At 68.3% G+C, this 15462-nt stretch carries 17 protein-coding genes; 13 read left to right on the top strand and 4 right to left on the bottom strand.

Annotated features, from left to right (window positions below):
* Positions 1 to 4: 4 nt before the first annotated feature.
* The 5 genes from KB221_12220 (at position 5) to KB221_12240 (ending at position 4538) form a co-directional block, all read left to right on the top strand.
* A complete protein-coding gene (locus tag KB221_12220; GenBank protein WIY68843.1) occupies positions 5 to 766 on the top strand; it encodes a flagellar hook capping FlgD N-terminal domain-containing protein in 762 nt (253 codons plus the stop codon).
* Between the two features lie 13 nt (positions 767 to 779).
* Positions 780 to 2234 carry a flagellar hook protein FlgE gene (gene flgE / locus KB221_12225; GenBank protein WIY68844.1) on the top strand — a complete coding sequence of 485 codons (1455 nt, stop codon included), beginning with the start codon at positions 780 to 782 and terminating at the stop codon, positions 2232 to 2234.
* Positions 2235 to 2397: 163 nt separating this feature from the next.
* Positions 2398 to 2685, top strand: a complete 288-nt coding sequence (locus KB221_12230; GenBank protein WIY68845.1) for a DUF1153 domain-containing protein — start codon at positions 2398 to 2400, stop codon at positions 2683 to 2685.
* A 106-nt stretch (positions 2686 to 2791) separates the two neighbouring features.
* Positions 2792 to 3991, top strand: a complete 1200-nt coding sequence (gene mnmA / locus KB221_12235) for a tRNA 2-thiouridine(34) synthase MnmA (GenBank protein ID WIY68846.1) — start codon at positions 2792 to 2794, stop codon at positions 3989 to 3991.
* Positions 3984 to 4538, top strand: a complete 555-nt coding sequence (locus KB221_12240; protein WIY68847.1) for a hemerythrin domain-containing protein — start codon at positions 3984 to 3986, stop codon at positions 4536 to 4538. The genes mnmA and KB221_12240 overlap by 8 nt, the downstream gene beginning before the upstream one ends.
* On the opposite strand, the gene KB221_12245 is transcribed toward KB221_12240, so the two are convergent.
* Positions 4535 to 5374, bottom strand: coding sequence for a thioesterase family protein (locus tag KB221_12245; GenBank protein WIY68848.1), 840 nt, complete (start codon positions 5372 to 5374; stop codon positions 4535 to 4537). The two genes, KB221_12240 and KB221_12245, sit on opposite strands and share 4 nt — an antisense overlap.
* Positions 5375 to 5543: 169 nt before the next feature.
* Here KB221_12245 and KB221_12250 point away from each other — a divergent pair, with 169 nt between their 5' ends.
* From KB221_12250 to KB221_12270, 5 genes are all read left to right on the top strand, one after another.
* Positions 5544 to 6047, top strand: a complete 504-nt coding sequence (locus KB221_12250) for a helix-turn-helix domain-containing protein (protein WIY68849.1) — start codon at positions 5544 to 5546, stop codon at positions 6045 to 6047.
* A gap of 69 nt (positions 6048 to 6116) precedes the next feature.
* The gene (locus KB221_12255) at positions 6117 to 7298 is read left to right on the top strand and encodes an acetyl-CoA C-acyltransferase (protein WIY68850.1); all 1182 of its coding nucleotides are present in this window, start codon (positions 6117 to 6119) and stop codon (positions 7296 to 7298) included.
* 61 nt (positions 7299 to 7359) lie between these two features.
* Positions 7360 to 8346, top strand: coding sequence for an alpha/beta hydrolase (locus KB221_12260; GenBank protein ID WIY68851.1), 987 nt, complete (start codon positions 7360 to 7362; stop codon positions 8344 to 8346).
* Positions 8347 to 8419: 73 nt separating this feature from the next.
* The gene (locus KB221_12265) at positions 8420 to 10825 is read left to right on the top strand and encodes a M1 family metallopeptidase (protein WIY68852.1); all 2406 of its coding nucleotides are present in this window, start codon (positions 8420 to 8422) and stop codon (positions 10823 to 10825) included.
* A complete protein-coding gene (locus tag KB221_12270) occupies positions 10825 to 11322 on the top strand; it encodes a hypothetical protein (GenBank protein WIY68853.1) in 498 nt (165 codons plus the stop codon). The genes KB221_12265 and KB221_12270 overlap by 1 nt, the downstream gene beginning before the upstream one ends.
* On the opposite strand, the gene KB221_12275 is transcribed toward KB221_12270, so the two are convergent.
* Both KB221_12275 and KB221_12280 read right to left on the bottom strand, forming a co-directional pair.
* Positions 11319 to 11555, bottom strand: coding sequence for a helix-turn-helix transcriptional regulator (locus tag KB221_12275; GenBank protein WIY68854.1), 237 nt, complete (start codon positions 11553 to 11555; stop codon positions 11319 to 11321). The genes KB221_12270 and KB221_12275 overlap by 4 nt on opposite strands.
* A complete protein-coding gene (locus KB221_12280; protein ID WIY68855.1) occupies positions 11555 to 12055 on the bottom strand; it encodes a DUF2975 domain-containing protein in 501 nt (166 codons plus the stop codon). Before KB221_12280 ends, KB221_12275 begins: the two co-directional genes overlap by 1 nt.
* 104 nt (positions 12056 to 12159) lie before the next feature.
* Between KB221_12280 and KB221_12285 the strand changes: the two genes are divergently transcribed.
* The 3 genes from KB221_12285 (at position 12160) to KB221_12295 (ending at position 14356) form a co-directional block, all read left to right on the top strand.
* The gene (locus KB221_12285; protein ID WIY68856.1) at positions 12160 to 13107 is read left to right on the top strand and encodes an ABC transporter ATP-binding protein; all 948 of its coding nucleotides are present in this window, start codon (positions 12160 to 12162) and stop codon (positions 13105 to 13107) included.
* On the top strand, positions 13107 to 13847 hold the full coding sequence (locus tag KB221_12290; GenBank protein ID WIY68857.1) for an ABC transporter permease: 741 nt from the start codon (positions 13107 to 13109) through the stop codon (positions 13845 to 13847). The genes KB221_12285 and KB221_12290 overlap by 1 nt, the downstream gene beginning before the upstream one ends.
* An 80-nt stretch (positions 13848 to 13927) precedes the next feature.
* Positions 13928 to 14356 (top strand): YkgJ family cysteine cluster protein, encoded by a 429-nt coding sequence (locus tag KB221_12295; GenBank protein ID WIY68858.1) that lies wholly within the window; start codon positions 13928 to 13930, stop codon positions 14354 to 14356.
* 7 nt (positions 14357 to 14363) lie between these two features.
* On the opposite strand, the gene KB221_12300 is transcribed toward KB221_12295, so the two are convergent.
* Positions 14364 to 15380, bottom strand: coding sequence for a hypothetical protein (locus KB221_12300; GenBank protein ID WIY68859.1), 1017 nt, complete (start codon positions 15378 to 15380; stop codon positions 14364 to 14366).
* Positions 15381 to 15462: the final 82 nt, after the last annotated feature.

Consider the following 15462-nt stretch of genomic DNA (forward strand, 5'->3'; position numbering starts at 1 on the left):
TCCGATGGTCGACTCTGTCGCCAACACGACTGCCAGCGCCACCAACCGGATCGGTGCCGGCTCGACCATGCTGGCCTCGAATTTCGAGACCTTCCTGACCCTGCTGACCTCGCAGTTGAAGAACCAGGACCCGCTGTCGCCGGTCGATTCCAACCAGTTCACAGCCCAGCTGACGCAGATGGCCGGGGTGGAGCAGCAGCTACTGACGAACGACCTGCTCAAGGGCCTGCTGGCCGCCCAGGGCGGCGGCGACCTCGCCGGCGCCGCCACCTATATCGGCAAGGAGGCCACCGCGGTCTGGTCGGCCACCAAACTCACTGGTGGTGAGGCGACCTGGAGCTATGAACTGGCCGCCAACGCCACCTCGGCGCGGCTTGAGGTGCTGGACGGCGCGGGCAAGGTGGTCTGGTCCGGCGATGCGCCCGACCGCACGACCGGCGTCCACGACTTTACCTGGGACGGCAAGGCCACCAGCGGCAATGATGGTCAGGACGGCCAGGTCTATTCGCTGCGGGTCGTGGCCAAGGACGCCGCCGGCGGCGCTGTCGACAGCCAGGTCCTGACTCGCGGCCGGATCACCGGCGTCGAGATGTACGACGGCGAACCATATCTCACCGTCGGCAACTCCATACTGCCGCTCTCCACCGTGATCGCGCTGGAAGAGGCCCGGGCCGCCGCGACGCCGCCGCCCGCCAATGACGACAGCGAGGAAGGCCTGATGGCCGCCATCGCCTCCTCCCTCAATCCAATGAAACTGTTCTCGTAAGGAGTCTGACGCCATGAGTATCAACAGCGCCATGCTGGCCGGCGTGTCCGGCCTGACCGCCAACTCCGCCGCCCTCGCGGCGATCTCGCAGAATATCGCGAACGTGAACACCGTCGGCTACAAGCGCACAGTAGGTGAGTTCTCGACGGTAATGAACAGCAGGTCGCAAGGCGCGGGCTATTCCGCCGGCGGCGTGCTGGCCACCGCACGCCACTTCACCAGCCAGAACGGCCAGTTGCAGCGCACGACCTCGAACACAGACCTCGGCATCGCCGGCCAGGGCTTTTTCGTGGTCACCGAGCGGGCCGAGAACCTGGAAGTCACCGATACCCGCCTGTTCACCCGCGCCGGCGCCTTCAGCGTCGACAACCTGGGCTATCTCAAGAACACATCCGGGCTTTACCTGCAGGGCTGGCCGGTCGATGCGGACGGCAATATCGCCACCGACCCCTCCGACCTGAACCGCCTCCGCACGATCAACGTCGGCTCGGTCGGCGGCACGGCGGAAGCCACCACCCGCATCCAGCTGAACGCCAACATCAAGTCCAGCCAGACGGTCACCCCCGAGGCCACCGACGCCGCAGCCGTGCCCCCCGGCACCAATGCCTACGACCCCGCGACCAACTCGATGGCGATGTGGGACGTAGAGACCGGTGCGGGCGTAAAGCCCGACTTCGAACTGACAATCCCGCTGTCGGACTCCAAGGGCGGGCAGCGGACTGTGGCGGTCTCCTTCCTGAAGAGCACCGTGCCCAACCAGTGGTACGCCGAAATCCGGGCCATCCCGGCCTCTGACGTCACTACCGGAGCCGGACTCTCTAACGGCCAACTCAGAAGCGGCCTGGTCGCCTTCACCCAGGACGGCCGACTTGACGTCGCCGCCATGGCAGGCCTCGGCGCCAGCGCCCTGTTCCCCGACGTGAACAACGCCACCATCAGCTTCGGCTCATCCAACTCGGGCCCGCCTGCCGCCGGAGCGGCGGCCTGGGCTTCTGATCTCGGCATCGAGAGCCAGACACTGACCTTCGACCTGACCGCTACAACGGGTGGCCTGACGCAGTACGACAGCGGTTCGGTGGTGCAGGCCGTGCTGACCAACGGTACCGCCTTCGGCAATCTGTCCGAAATCAGTATCGACGACACCGGTTTCGTCACCGCCATCTTCGACAATGGCGTCACCCGGCAGATCGCCCAGATCGCCTTGGCCACCTTCCCCAGCCCGGACAACCTGACCCAGACCTCGGGCAACGCCTACTTTGTCGCCCAGGCCTCCGGCACCTTCAATCTGAAGACGGCCGGCACGGGCGGCGCCGGCCTGATCGGGGCCTCCCAACTGGAGGCCTCCACGGTTGACCTGTCGGCCGAGTTCACCGGCCTGATCACCACCCAACGCGCCTATTCCGCATCGTCCAAGATCATCACCACCGCGGACGAAATGCTCGCAGAACTCATCAGCATCAAACGCTGATACTTGAGTAACAAGGCGTAAACCTCAATGAATCATTCGTTGAATATTGAGATGGTGGACGGACGGCATTTTAGCCTTTCCTTCACCACGACGCTTAAACGGCCCTTAGCCGCCGACCGCTATCGTTCACTCCTAGTGGTGGTGGTCAATGAGGCATAAGCCCATGTTGCAAGAGCGACGCCTTAATAATCGAGGCGAACAATACGTGGTCGGGCCGACGGGCACTCCCCTGACGCTGCACGACCTCCCTCCGGCCAATACGGACCGTTGGGTGATCCGCCGCAAGGCAGAGGTTGTGGCCGCGGTACGCGGCGGACTGATCAGTCTGGAAGACGCGCTCGCGCGCTACCGTCTGACGGCCGAGGAATTCCTCGCCTGGCAGAAGGCGATCGACAAATGGGGCATGCAGGGCCTGCGCACGACGCGCATCCAGCACTACGGCCGCCCCTAGGGCGACCGCTCCGAAGAGATCACGGCCGCTCCCGGCGAAGGGGGCGGCCGTTTTCGTTTCCGGACGGGCCTCGAATTCGCGCCGCTTTCGCACTACATGGCCCGCCATGACCCTCACTGAGGACATCTGCCCGGTTCCGACCATCGCCCGCACCGACATGGATGCGGCGGTCGAGTCCGCGCGCGCGGCGGTCGGCCTCCCGGTCGGCTCGCGCGTCGTGGCGGCCATGTCGGGCGGGGTGGACTCCACCGTCGTCGCGGCCCTGCTGCACAAGGCCGGCTATGACGTCGTGGGCGTGACGCTGCAGCTCTATGATCACGGGGCGGCGCTCAAGAAGAAGGGGGCCTGCTGCGCCGGCCAGGACATCCACGACGCCCGTCTTGCGGCCGAGATGCTGGGCATTCCCCACTATGTCCTCGACTACGAAAGCCGGTTCCGTGACGCGGTGATCGACCAGTTCGCGGATGCCTATCTGGCCGGCCAGACGCCGGTGCCCTGCATCCGCTGCAACCAGACGGTCAAATTCCGCGACCTGCTGGACGTCGCCCGCGATCTCGGTGCCGAGGCCATGGCCACGGGCCACTATGTCCGACGCGCGGTCGTCGATGGCCGCGCCCAGATGCGCAAGGCGATCGATCATTCGCGCGACCAGTCCTATTTCCTGTTCGCCACCACGGCGCAGCAGCTCGACTATCTGCGCTTCCCGCTGGCCGATCTGGAAAAGCCGCAGGTGCGTGGCGTCGCCGCCGAACTGGGCCTGCGCATCGCCGCCAAGCCGGACAGCCAGGACATCTGTTTCGTCCCCAACGGCGACTATCGCACCCTGATCGACAAGCTGCGGCCGCAGGGGCGCGAGGCGGGCGAGATCGTGCATATGGACGGCCGGGTGCTGGGCGGCCATGCGGGCATCACCGACTATACGATCGGCCAGCGCCGCGGCCTGAACGTCGCCGTGGGCGAGCCCCTGTTCGTGACCCGGCTGGATCCGGTGAAGCGCCACGTCATCGTCGGCCCGCGCGAAGCCCTGCTGACCGCGTCCCTGACGCTGGACGAGACCAACTGGCTGGGCGATGAGGCCTCGATCGAGGCGGCGGCTGACGCCGGGGCTCCGGTGCTGGCCCGCGTGCGCTCGACCCGTCCGCCCTCCCCCGCCCGCCTGTCGATGGTCGACGGTGCCGTCGCCGTGACCTTCGCCTCGGGCGAGGAAGGCGTGGCCCCCGGCCAGGCCTGCGCCCTCTATGACCCGGCGGATCCGGACCGGCTTCTGGGCGGCGGCTTCATCAAGACGACCACCGCGGTTGTCTGAGGCCCTCGCCTCGCGGACCGGGCTGCCGTCCCGTTTCCGCTACCTGCTGGAAGAATACCCGCGCGACCGCTGGACCGCCGCCCTCGACGAGACCGCGGCCTTCTGGCTGCAGATGCACGGCAGCTTCCGCGGGCACCAGGCCCATATGGACGGCCTCGTCGGCCAGTGGCGGGCGAATGGCGACCTGACGACCCTGCATCGCCAGCTGATCCCCGCCCTCCAGTCCTTCCTTCAGCACCTCGACGGCCACCACCGGATCGAAAGCGGCCAGTATTTTCCCATGATGCGGAAGATCGAGCCGAAGATCGGCGCCGGCATCGACCTGCTCGACCGCGACCATGACGCCATCCACGAGACGCTGGAGGCCCTGTTCCAGGGCGGTCTGGCCTTTCATCAGGCGGTGACCGGCAACGCCCCGGATGCGGCGGACAAGGCCGCCCGCCTGTCCGATCTGATCGCGCGCGGGGCCCGTCCCCTGCTGCGCCATCTGGAGGATGAGGAGGACATCGTCATCCCCCTGATCCAGTTGCGTGGCCTGCACGGCTAGCCGCGCGTCGGCATCAGCTTCCTGCGTTGCCGCACCAGGGCCAGCGGCCGGCCGTCCGGAGCACGCGCCACCCCGTCCTCGACCGCCCAGCCCCCGCCGACATCCCGGCTGGTGAAGTGGAAATACGCCCAGCCTTCCGGCGAGGTATCGGGCGTCAGTTCCGTGAGCAGGTCGGCGCGAAGATCGACACTGGCCGAGACATTCGGCGGGGCCGGGAAGGCCGTGAAATAGGTCGGATAAAGCCCGTCCAGCAGGAACAGCAGCCGCGCCTCGTCCAGCGGGGCGGCGTCAAGGGTCCGCATCCAGCAGCTGAGCTCGGGCGTCCGGCCCGCGTTCTCGCCGAACAGCTTCGGGCCGGCGTCGAAACGGTGATCGATGTGGCGGGTAAACCAGGGCCCGAAGAGCGGATCCAGAGGTGTCGAATCCAGATCCTCGACCGGCGTCGGCGAGGCTGCCAGTGGCGTCAGCACCGGCCCGGCCACATCACGACCATAGGTCCCAAGCGCCTGTATCGCTGGCCGGTCGGCCTGCCCACCCGTGACCGAGGCATAGGCGACGTTGCGGCCGCCACGGTTCATCGTCGGGGTGAAGACCGCTTCCTCGAAACGGGCGGCGGCGAGATACTGAATGGTCAGCGACTGCAGCGGCGTCTCGATACCCAGCCCCTGCCGCATGGCACCGGCGGCCAGAGCGGCCATCAACCCGCCGAAGGGCGCGCCGCGTTCCTGGGGCGCGGACTGCGGCGCATTGGAAAATCCACCGGTCAGCCGGGCGGTCAGGCCGCCGGCACCATCATCGGTCAGGGCCAGGGCTTCGGCGAGGGTCTGCTCGGTCATGCGGCCTTGCTACCGTGCGGGAAAGGCGGGCGGAAGCGCTGAGGCCTCCGCCCGGAGTCAAGGGATCCGGAAACGCCGCGGCGCGTCCGTAGCTAAACAAGACTGACCTAGTCCGTTCAGATTGGCAACCCTCTTGCCAAACGGCTGACGCAGGGTCACTTTCGGCAACATGGGACGCACCGCAGACTATTCTCGACAAAGCTGTTCGATCGCCGCCACCCTTGAGGTCATCGGCGATCCCTGGACGCTGCTGGTCATCCGCGACGCCTTCAACGGCGTCAGCCGGTTCGAACAGTGGCAGGAGCGGCTGGGCGTCGCCCGCAATGTGCTGGCGGCGCGATTGAAGAGCCTCGTCCAGCACGGGGTGCTGGAACCCCAGCTCTATTCGGAGCGCCCGCCCCGCAATGAGTATGTCCTGACCGCCAAGGGCAAGGACCTGTACGGCGTGCTGGTCACCCTGCATGGCTGGGGTGCCAAACATGTCTATGGCGATGCCGATTCCGGCGTCTCCATGATCCACAAGGCCTGCGGCCACGACCTGGCGCCGCGCATCGCCTGCGGTCACTGCAACGAGATCGTCAAACCCCGCGACATCCTGCTGACCCGGGCAGAGAACCGGCCGACGGTCGGCGAGATGATGCCCCGGGAACGGACCGACGAAGAGGCCGCCTGAGCCTCTTGCCTTTCCCGGCGCAGCGGCCCATCCACCCGCGCAATTCCTCCTCCCAAGGGTAGTTTTTCCATGTCCGATCCCGTCGTCATCGTCTCCTTCGCCCGCACGCCCATGGGCGGCTTCCAGGGTGCCCTGTCCGGCGTCAAGGCGACCGAGCTGGGCGCGACGGCGGTCCGGGCCGCGGTCGAGCGTGCCGGGATCGCGGCGGACAAGGTCGAGCAGATCTACATGGGCTGCGTCCTGCCCGCCGGCCTCGGCCAGGCCCCGGCGCGCCAGGCCGCCATCGGTGCCGGCCTTGGCCAGCATGTCGAGGCGACGACCGTGAACAAGATGTGCGGCTCGGGCCTGCAGGCCGTGATGATGGCCTCTGACAGCCTGATGGCCGGCAGCGCGGATGTCATCGTCGCGGGCGGCATGGAGTCGATGTCGGGCGCGCCCTATCTGATGACCAAGCACCGCGGCGGTGCCCGGATCGGCCACGATGTCATCGTCGACAGCATGTATATGGATGGGCTGGAGGATGCCTATACGCCCGGCAAGCTGATGGGATCGTTCGCCGAGGACTCGGCGCGCACCTACCAGTTCACCCGCGAGGCCCAGGACGAATATGCGCTCGAAAGCCTGAGCCGGGCGCTGGAAGCCATTGCCTCGGGTGCCTTCAAGGCCGAGATCACCCCGGTCGAGGTCACCTCGCGCAAGGGCGTCGTCACCGTCACCGAGGACGAACAGCCCGGCAAGGCCATGCCGGAGAAGATCCCGACGCTGAAGCCCGCCTTCTCGAAGGACGGCACCATCACCGCCGCCAACGCCAGTTCGATTTCGGACGGCGCCGCGGCCTTGGTGATGACCCGCGAGAGCGTGGCCAGGGCCATGGGACTGCCCATCGTCGCGCGCGTCGTCAGCCACGCCGCCCACGCCCATGAGCCGGGCCTGTTCACCACTGCACCTGTGCCGGCCATGCAGAAGGCGCTGAAGAAGGCCGGCTGGACGGTCGACGACGTCGATCTGTGGGAGATCAACGAGGCCTTCGCCGTGGTCGCCATGATCGCCATGCGCGACCTCGGCATCGACCGGGCGAAGCTGAACGTCAACGGCGGGGCCACGGCCCTGGGTCACCCGATCGGAGCCTCGGGTGCCCGTGTCCTGACCACCCTGCTGTCGGCGCTTCAGGCGCGGGGCGGCAAGAAGGGCGTGGCCAGCCTGTGCATCGGTGGCGGCGAGGCCGTGGCCGTGGCGGTCGAACTGGTCTGATCCGGGCCGCCTTGGCGGACGACGACTGAAGGCCTAGCTTCGGCTTCAGGAGCCCCGCCTCATGACCCTCAATCGCCGAGCCGCGCTGGGCCTCGCCGCCCTGGCCGCGACAGCCCGACCTGCCGCTGCGCTGACACCGGTATCGTTGCAGGTCGCGCCCTCCGATCCGGCCGAGGTCATCCGGCTATGGCCCGGCGCGGCACCGGGCGGAGAACGGGTCACGGTGACGCCGCAGGTGACCGAGCGCTCGACCGATCCTGCGTTCCACGATCGTTTCGCCCGCTACACCACCGATCCGATCCTGACGGTGCTGCGGCCCGACCGGCCCAACGGGGCGTCGCTGCTGCTGATCCCCGGCGGCGGGTACAAATGGGCGGTCGTGGACAAGGAAGGGCTGGACTGCGCCCGGGTGTTCGCCGCGGCCGGGGTGACCTGTTTCGTCCTGCGCTACCGTCTGCCGGGCGACGGCTGGGCCGCCGGGCCCGACGCGCCGCTACAGGATGCCCAGCGCGCCCTAAGGCTGGTGCGGTCACAGGCCGCCGCCCGTGGACTGGACCCGACGCGGGTCGCGGTGCTGGGGGCATCCGCGGGTGGGCATCTGGCTGGTATGCTGACCGCACGCACGGACGCGACCTATGCCGCCGTGGACGCCGCCGACACCGTGTCGCACCGACCGGACCTGTCGATCCTGCTCTATCCGGTCGCCACCATGGCGGACTCGCATGTCCATGCCGGGTCGCGGCTGGAGCTTCTCGGCGACACGCCGACGGCGGAAATGATCGCGCGCTACTCGCTGGAGCGGATGGATTGGACCGCCCGGCCACCGACCTTCCTGCTGCACGCCATGGATGACGCGTCCGTACCCGTCGAGAACAGCCTGCAACTGCTGACAACCCTCAGGGCCGCCGGCGTGCCGGCCGAGGCGCATCTGTTCCAGGAGGGCGGCCACGGTTTCGGCATTCGGCTGATTGCGGGCCGGCCGGCCGCCGTCTGGCCCGAACTGGCGCTGGCCTGGGCCGCGCGGCACGGCTGGATTACGCAGACTTAATCTTCGCTGCCTTGTTACATTATCCGGGCGGACTAAGGTCCGCGCGGGCTTTCAGTTGGGGACGGTGTTTCGAATGCGGATCGGTATATTGCTGGCGTCGGTTGCCGGCGTCTCCCTCATGGCCACGGCCGCCCTAGCGCAGCAGAGCGTTGGCCCGGTCGACCAGTCGCGCGGCACCTTCGAGGACAAATTCCGCCAGTTCGAGGGCGAGGACTGGCCGACCCCGACCGATTACCGCAACGCCTCGGGAGCCCCCGGACACCGCTACTGGCAGCAGCAGGTCGACTATGACATCGACGTCAGCCTGAACGAGGCCAACCGCACCCTGACGGGGCGCGAGGCGGTGACCTACACCAACCATTCGCCGGACTCGCTCGGCTATCTGTGGCTGCTGCTGGATCAGCAGAACTACCGCCGCGACTCCCTGGCCGAACGCAGCCGCACCTACACCGCCTCGGACACGGTCAGCGTCAACGAGGTGCTGCGCGTGCAACGGATGCAGGGCTGGGAGGGTGGCTTCAACGACCTGAAGGTGACCGGTCCGGACGGCCGCGACCTGCCCTTCACCATCGTCGATTCCATGATGCGGGTCGAACTGCCGCGCCCGCTCGCAACCGGCGAGAGCTTCGCCTTCACGATCGACTTCAGCCTGCCCCTGCCGGAGACCAATGTGGTCGGCGGCCGCAGCGGCTATGAATGTTTCACCAAGCCCGGCGAGGACGGCAACTGCCTGTTCCTGGCGGCACAGTGGTTCCCGCGTCTGGCGGTCTATTCGGACTATGAGGGCTGGCATAACGCCCAGTTCCTGGGTGCCGGGGAGTTCACGCTCGAGTTTGGCGACTACGACGTTTCCATCACCGCACCCGCCGACCATACGGTCGCCGCGACGGGCGAACTCCAGAACACCGACATCCTCAGCGCCGAACAACGGGCCCGCCTCGCCGAGGCCCGCACCGCCGACGCCCCGGTCTATATCGTCACGCCCGCCGAGGCCGCCGCGGCCGAGTCCCGCCCGGCCCGCTCCGGCACGCGCACCTGGAATTTCAGCGCCGACAATGTGCGTGACTTCGGCTGGGCCTCGAGCCGCAAATTCATCTGGGACGCCATGGGCGTCGAACAGGAGAGCGCCGAACACCCCGTGGTCATGGCCATGTCCTTCTATCCGAAGGAGGCCCGCCCGCTGTGGGACGCCTATTCGACCCGGTCGATCGCCCACACCATCGACGTCTACAACCAGTTTGCCTTCACCTACCCCTATCCCACGGCACAGTCGGTCAACGGTCCGGTCGGCGGGATGGAATATCCGATGATCACCTTCAACGGGCCGCGCCCGGTGCGGGGTGACGACGGCCGCCTGACCTATACCGAGCGCGCCAAGAACGGCCTGATCGGCGTGGTCATCCATGAGGTCGGCCACACCTATTTCCCGATGATCGTCAATTCCGACGAGCGTCAGTGGACCTGGATGGACGAGGGGCTGAACAGCTTCCTGCAGTTCCAGGCCGAGAAGCTGTGGGATGCCGACTTCCCGGCGCGCGGCGAGCCGTCCAGCATCATCGAATACATGATCAGTCAGGACCAGGTGCCGGTCATGACCCAGTCGGACAGCCTGCTGCAGTTCGGCAACAACGCCTATGCCAAGCCGGCCACCGCCCTGGTGATCCTGCGCGAGACGGTGCTGGGCCGCGAACTGTTCGACCGCGCCTTCCGCGAATATTCGCAGCGCTGGGCCTTCAAACGTCCGACGCCCTATGACTTCTTCCGTACCATGGAGGAGAGCTCCGGCGTCGATCTCGACTGGTTCTGGCGCGGCTGGTTCTATTCGACCGACCACGTCGACATTTCGCTGGAGAGCGTCACGGCGGCGACGCTGGACTCTCCCGACCCCGAGGTCCGCAACCGCGCCGCCCGCGAGCGGTTCGAACAGGAGCCGGTCTCGCGCACGGTCGAGAACAACCGCGGCATCGAAACGGTCGTCGAACGCGATCCGGCAACGCGGGACTTCTACAACGAGACCGACCGGTTCACGACGACGGCCCAGCAGCGCCGGGACGCCGAAAGCGCCGCCCGCCGCGCCGACGCCGACCGCCGCGCGGCCCAGGGCTTCGACGACAACATCTACCGCTTCACCTTCAAGAACGTCGGCGGCCTGGTCATGCCGGTGATCCTCAAGCTGACCTATTCGGACGGCTCTGACGAGACGATCCGCATCCCCGCCGAGATCTGGCGGCGGAACAGCCAGCAGGTCATCTGGCAGCACGTGTCCTCGAAGACCCTGGTCTCGGCCGAGGTCGACCCGCTGCGGGAAACCGCCGACGCCAACCTGGCCAACAACCACTTCCCGCGCCGCATCGACGAGCGGACGCTGCGCCTGTCCCCGCCACCGCCGCCCGGCGAGAATCGCATGCGCGACTCCGACGTTGAAGTCAGCCCCGACTCGACGGCGACCCGGGTCCGTCGTCCGGCGGCGAGCCAGTGATGAAGCGGGCCCTGCTGGTCGCGGCCCTGGTCGGCGCCCTCGCCTCTCCGGCGTTGGCGCACCGCGGCCACGCAGGCCTGACCGTGGTCGAGATCGATCCCGCCTCGGGCGCGGTCAGCGTGGTGCATCGCTTCTCCGCCCATGACGTGGAGCCCGCCCTGGTCTCCATCGCCCCGGAGGCCCAGCCGAGCCTCGACGACCCCCGGGCCGTGGCCGACCTCGAGACCCATCTGCGCCAGCGGTTTCGTCTGGATATCGACGGTGCCGCCATCCCGGTGACCCACGCCGCCACCGATCTGGCCGGCGACAACGTCCGCGTCGCCTTCAGCGGCGAGACCACCGACCGGGACATCGCCGCCGTCACGATCGACCTCGACTTCTTCCCCGGCGTCCACGACGACCAGGAACAGCAGGTCAATGTGCGGATCAATGGCGTGACCCGGACCGTGGTGTTCCGGCCGGGCTCGCAGGCGCAGACGGTGACCTTCGGCGGCTAGTCCTCGTCGACGGCGGCGAGATCCGCCGGGTCGAAGTCATAGTCCAGCAAATCCCCGGGCCGGCACTCCAGCGCGGCACACAGCTTCGCCAGCGTGCGGAAGCGGATGCCCTTCACCTTGCCCGAGCGGAACAGGGACAACTGGGTCTCGCTGAGGCCGACCTCGGCGGCGAGGTCGCGGGCCTTCAGCCCCTTCTTCACGATCAGATGGTCGAGGGTGACGCGGATCGGCATCAGATCATCTCGTCCAGCTCGGCCTGGACCTTGCCGGCCTGTTCCATGACACCGCCGAGCAGGAACAGGGCCCCGCCGATCATGCCCAGGGTCATGCCCGCCACATCGAAATAGGCGAAGCCGCCCCGGCCGCCCTCGATCAGGCGGATCACATTGGTGACCCCGAACACGCTGAACAGCCCCCCCAGCCCGAGGGACAGGCCGACGCGTCGAAGGGCGTGGACAAGGATCGGCTGGATCAACCGCCCCTTCGACAGCTGCCCCATGGCCGCGCCGATCGCCCAGACGGCGAACAGGTAGAAGACGGTCGGCAGGGCCCAGACGACGTCCGAGATCCAGCCACCCGGCGTTCCGTCGTAGTCGCCGCGGGCCAGCATCACCCCGGGGGCGACGAAATGTATGAGGGTCAGCAGGGCGCCGACGCTGATGACCATGAAGACGGCCAGCCGGCGGAACCAGGCACAGCGTTGGCGGAAGCGGTCAATGTCAGTCTGGCTCACGGGTCGGTCTCCGGGGTCGGAACTCTGTCTGATCTTTAATCTTGACTTAAAGACACGAGCTTCGCAACTTTATATGCGAGTTAAACGAACCCAGAGCGCCGCCCATGTCCGCCGCCATCGAGACAACCGAACTCACCCGGCGCTTCAAACGCCATCTGGCGGTGGATGCCGTGTCGATGACCGTGCCGGAGCAGGCCGTCTACGGCTTCCTGGGCCGCAACGGGGCCGGCAAGACGACGACGCTGAAGATGCTGCTGGGCCTGATCCGGCCGAGCGGCGGCACGGCGCGGATCTGCGGCGTCGATGTCGGCGGCGACCGGCTGGGCGCGGCGCGCAAGGTCGGGGCCCTGCTGGAGGCGCACGGTTTCTACGGAAACCTGTCCGGGCGGGAGAACCTGGACCTGACCCGTTGCCTGGTCGGCCTGCCCCGGACCGAGATCGATCGCGTACTGGAGGTGGTTGAGATGTCCGAACACGCCGGGCGGCGTGTCTCCGACTATTCGCTGGGCATGCGCCAGCGGCTGGGGCTGGCCCGGGCCATGCTGGGGGCACCGCCGGTGCTGATCCTCGACGAGCCGACCAACGGGCTGGATCCGGACGGCATCGCCGACATGCGCCGCTTGCTCGGCGAACTGCCGGCCCGGACCGGGGCGACGGTGCTGCTGTCCAGCCACCTGCTGGGGGAAATCGAACAGACGGCGACCCATGTGGGCATCATCCATCAGGGCCGGCTGGTCCTGGAGGGCGAACTCGCCCGGCTCAAGGCCGAGCTGGCGCCGGAGATTGCGGTCGAGACCGACGACCCGGCGCGCGCGGCCGAACTGGCTGCGTCGCGGGGGTTCACCGTGGCGCGGTCAACCGACCGGGTCGTGGCCAGCCTCAAGCCCGGCGAGGACGCCCGCGCAGCCGCCGCCGCCCTGAACCGCGCCCTCGTCGAAGCCGACATCGCCGTCTTCGCCATCGGACCGCGCGCCCGGACGCTTGAGGGGATTTATCGCGACGTCTCCGCCCCGCCCCCTGCCCAACCCCTCATGCAGCCGGAGCACATCTGATGTCCGCCGCCCCCTTTTTCGCGCCCTTCGCGGTCGAGGCCCGCAAGCTGAACCGTTCGCTGGCGGCCCTGCTCGCGGTCGCCGCACCGTCCCTGATTGCCGTGTTCGGCTTCTTCATGCTTCTGCGGTCCGGCCGGTCGGCGACCTGGGACATGTGGATGACCAGCGCGGCGGGCGTCTGGGCCTTCTTCATGTTGCCGATGAGCGTGACGGCCCTGACCGCCCTGGTCGCCCATATGGAGCACGGGCCGCGCAGCTGGGACCATCTGCGCGCCCTGCCCGCACCGCGCTGGCGTCTGTACGCGGCCAAGGCCGTCGCCGTACTGGCTGTCGTGGCCCTGATGAGCGTCGCCACACTGGCGATGAACTGGGCGGCGATCAGCCTGGCCGGCGCCATCAAGCCGGAGTTCGCCGCCACGGGCCCCTTCAACCTGGCGACCTATGCGGAACTGATGGGGAAGATCTTCCTCGCCAGCCTGCTGATGATCGCCCTGCAGCTCTGGACCGCCCTGCGCTTCGCCAGCTTCGTGCCCGGGCTGGTGCTGGGCATCGGCGGGACCTTCTTCGCCGTCGTCGCCACCTCGGCGAAGGAGGGCGTGTTCCTGCCGTGGCAGATGCCCGTGAACATGATGGCGTCAGACGCCTGGCGGGTTAACACCGCCCTTGGACTGGGCTGCGGGCTCGGCCTGGTCGCCCTGATCCTGATGACGATCCACCTGTCCCGGCGGGAAGTGCTGTGACGATCCATCCCGCCGCATGAGGCGGGCCAGCGACACCCGGCCCGTGGTAGGCAGGATCATGGACGTTCGGAGCCTCCCCCATGCGTGAAGACGGCCCGGCCCCCGCCAGGAGCTGCGGCGATTGCGGCCTGTGCTGCAAGCTGATGGGCGTGACCGCGCTGGACAAGCCGTCGGGCAAATGGTGCAGGCATTTCAGCAAGTCCGCCGGCTGCGCCATCTATGAAGACCGGCCTGCCGACTGCCGCGTCTTCAACTGCCTGTGGCTGCTGACCGATGCGCTGGACGAAAGCTGGAAGCCGACCACCGCCGGCTTCGTCCTGCACAGCGAACAGGGCGGTGCGCGGCTGGTGGTGGAATGCGACGCCGCCCGGCCGCACGACTGGCGGCGCGAGCCCTATCAGGCGACGCTGCGCCGCTGGGCCGCCGCGCCCGGGCAGGAGGTGCTGGTCTTCGTCGGCGCGCGCGGCGTGCGTCTGGGTGACCCGGACACAGTGGTCCGCCGGGTCTGAGGTCGCGCTAGCGGACGTCGACCGACTGGGCGATCTGTTCGGCCAGGTCGCGATCGGCGCCGTCCAGACTCATGGTCCAGACGTGGACTTCGCGCGGCGTGGCCGTCCGCTGGAACAGGTGCTCCACCGCATGGCGAACGCCGTCCTCGGTCGAGAGGATGGAGGCGCGTCCGGCGGCCTCGACCATCTGGCCGCTGTAGATCGGGAACTGCGACGCCGGGCCGGCATAGACCATCACGAACGACTGGCCCCCGCGCCGGATCGTATAGATGCGGAAGTCCGGACCCGGACGGCCGGTGACGATCTCGAAGCCCGGCGGCAGGTCGGCGGTGAACGGCAGGGCCGCACGGGCGGCGCTGTCCAGAACGGTGACGGCCGGAGCGGCGGGAGCAGCGGGCGGCGCGGTGACGACCTCCAGAGGGACCGTAGGCGCCGGAGCCGGGGGCGCGCCCGGCGGCGTGAAAGGCGCAGAAGGCGGCAAGACAGGGCTGGGCAGGGAAGATCCCGGCGGCGTGATCGGCGCCATCCTCGGCTGGGGCGCGGGTGTGGTGGGTATCGGGGTCAACCGCGGTGTGATCCCGCCGGGCGGAGGGGTGAAGGGTGCTGACGGCGGCAGGACCGGGGTCGGCGCGACGGAACGCACTGGCGGCGCAGGCGTCGGTGCGGGAACCGGGGCAGGCGCGGCAGCAGGCGGCGCGACCGTCGTCGCCGACGCCGGAGCAGTCTCGGGAGCCGGAGCGGGCGCCGGGGCCAGATAGACCGCCGGGGCCGGCGGACCGCTGTTCAGGTCACGGGTCAGGCTGCTGACGGGCGGTGCGGGCGCGGCCGGAGTCTGGGCCGGTGGAGTCTGGGCCGGTGGAGTCTGGGCCGGTGGAGTCTGGGCCGGTGGAGTCTGGGCCGGTGGAGTCTGGGCCGGTGGAGTCTGGGCCGGTGGAGTCTGGGCCGGTGGAGTCTGGGCCGGTGGAGTCTGGGCGTGCGCGGCTCCGGCGAGCAGCAGGGCGGCGGCGGCAACGAGCATTTTCATGGGACGACAATCCCCCCTCAACCCGCGAACGGCAAGGCCCTGAGCACATAGGCGACGATGGCCGTCACGGTCGAGGCGGCCA

This window comes from Aquidulcibacter paucihalophilus, assembly GCA_030285985.1.
GTDB lineage: Bacteria > Pseudomonadota > Alphaproteobacteria > Caulobacterales > Caulobacteraceae > Brevundimonas.

Excerpts from the sequence above, each read along its gene's own strand:
- KB221_12220 (WIY68843.1), top strand. The coding sequence starts at position 5 with ATGGTCGACTCTGTCGCCAACACGACTGCCAGCGCCACCAACCGGATC.
- flgE (WIY68844.1), top strand. The coding sequence starts at position 780 with ATGAGTATCAACAGCGCCATGCTGGCCGGCGTGTCCGGCCTGACCGCC.
- KB221_12230 (WIY68845.1), top strand. The coding sequence starts at position 2,398 with ATGTTGCAAGAGCGACGCCTTAATAATCGAGGCGAACAATACGTGGTC.
- mnmA (WIY68846.1), top strand. The coding sequence starts at position 2,792 with ATGACCCTCACTGAGGACATCTGCCCGGTTCCGACCATCGCCCGCACC.
- KB221_12245 (WIY68848.1), bottom strand. The coding sequence starts at position 5,374 with ATGACCGAGCAGACCCTCGCCGAAGCCCTGGCCCTGACCGATGATGGT.
- KB221_12250 (WIY68849.1), top strand. The coding sequence starts at position 5,544 with ATGGGACGCACCGCAGACTATTCTCGACAAAGCTGTTCGATCGCCGCC.
- KB221_12255 (WIY68850.1), top strand. The coding sequence starts at position 6,117 with ATGTCCGATCCCGTCGTCATCGTCTCCTTCGCCCGCACGCCCATGGGC.
- KB221_12260 (WIY68851.1), top strand. The coding sequence starts at position 7,360 with ATGACCCTCAATCGCCGAGCCGCGCTGGGCCTCGCCGCCCTGGCCGCG.
- KB221_12265 (WIY68852.1), top strand. The coding sequence starts at position 8,420 with ATGCGGATCGGTATATTGCTGGCGTCGGTTGCCGGCGTCTCCCTCATG.
- KB221_12270 (WIY68853.1), top strand. The coding sequence starts at position 10,825 with ATGAAGCGGGCCCTGCTGGTCGCGGCCCTGGTCGGCGCCCTCGCCTCT.
- KB221_12275 (WIY68854.1), bottom strand. The coding sequence starts at position 11,555 with ATGCCGATCCGCGTCACCCTCGACCATCTGATCGTGAAGAAGGGGCTG.
- KB221_12285 (WIY68856.1), top strand. The coding sequence starts at position 12,160 with ATGTCCGCCGCCATCGAGACAACCGAACTCACCCGGCGCTTCAAACGC.
- KB221_12290 (WIY68857.1), top strand. The coding sequence starts at position 13,107 with ATGTCCGCCGCCCCCTTTTTCGCGCCCTTCGCGGTCGAGGCCCGCAAG.
- KB221_12295 (WIY68858.1), top strand. The coding sequence starts at position 13,928 with ATGCGTGAAGACGGCCCGGCCCCCGCCAGGAGCTGCGGCGATTGCGGC.
- KB221_12300 (WIY68859.1), bottom strand. The coding sequence starts at position 15,380 with ATGAAAATGCTCGTTGCCGCCGCCGCCCTGCTGCTCGCCGGAGCCGCG.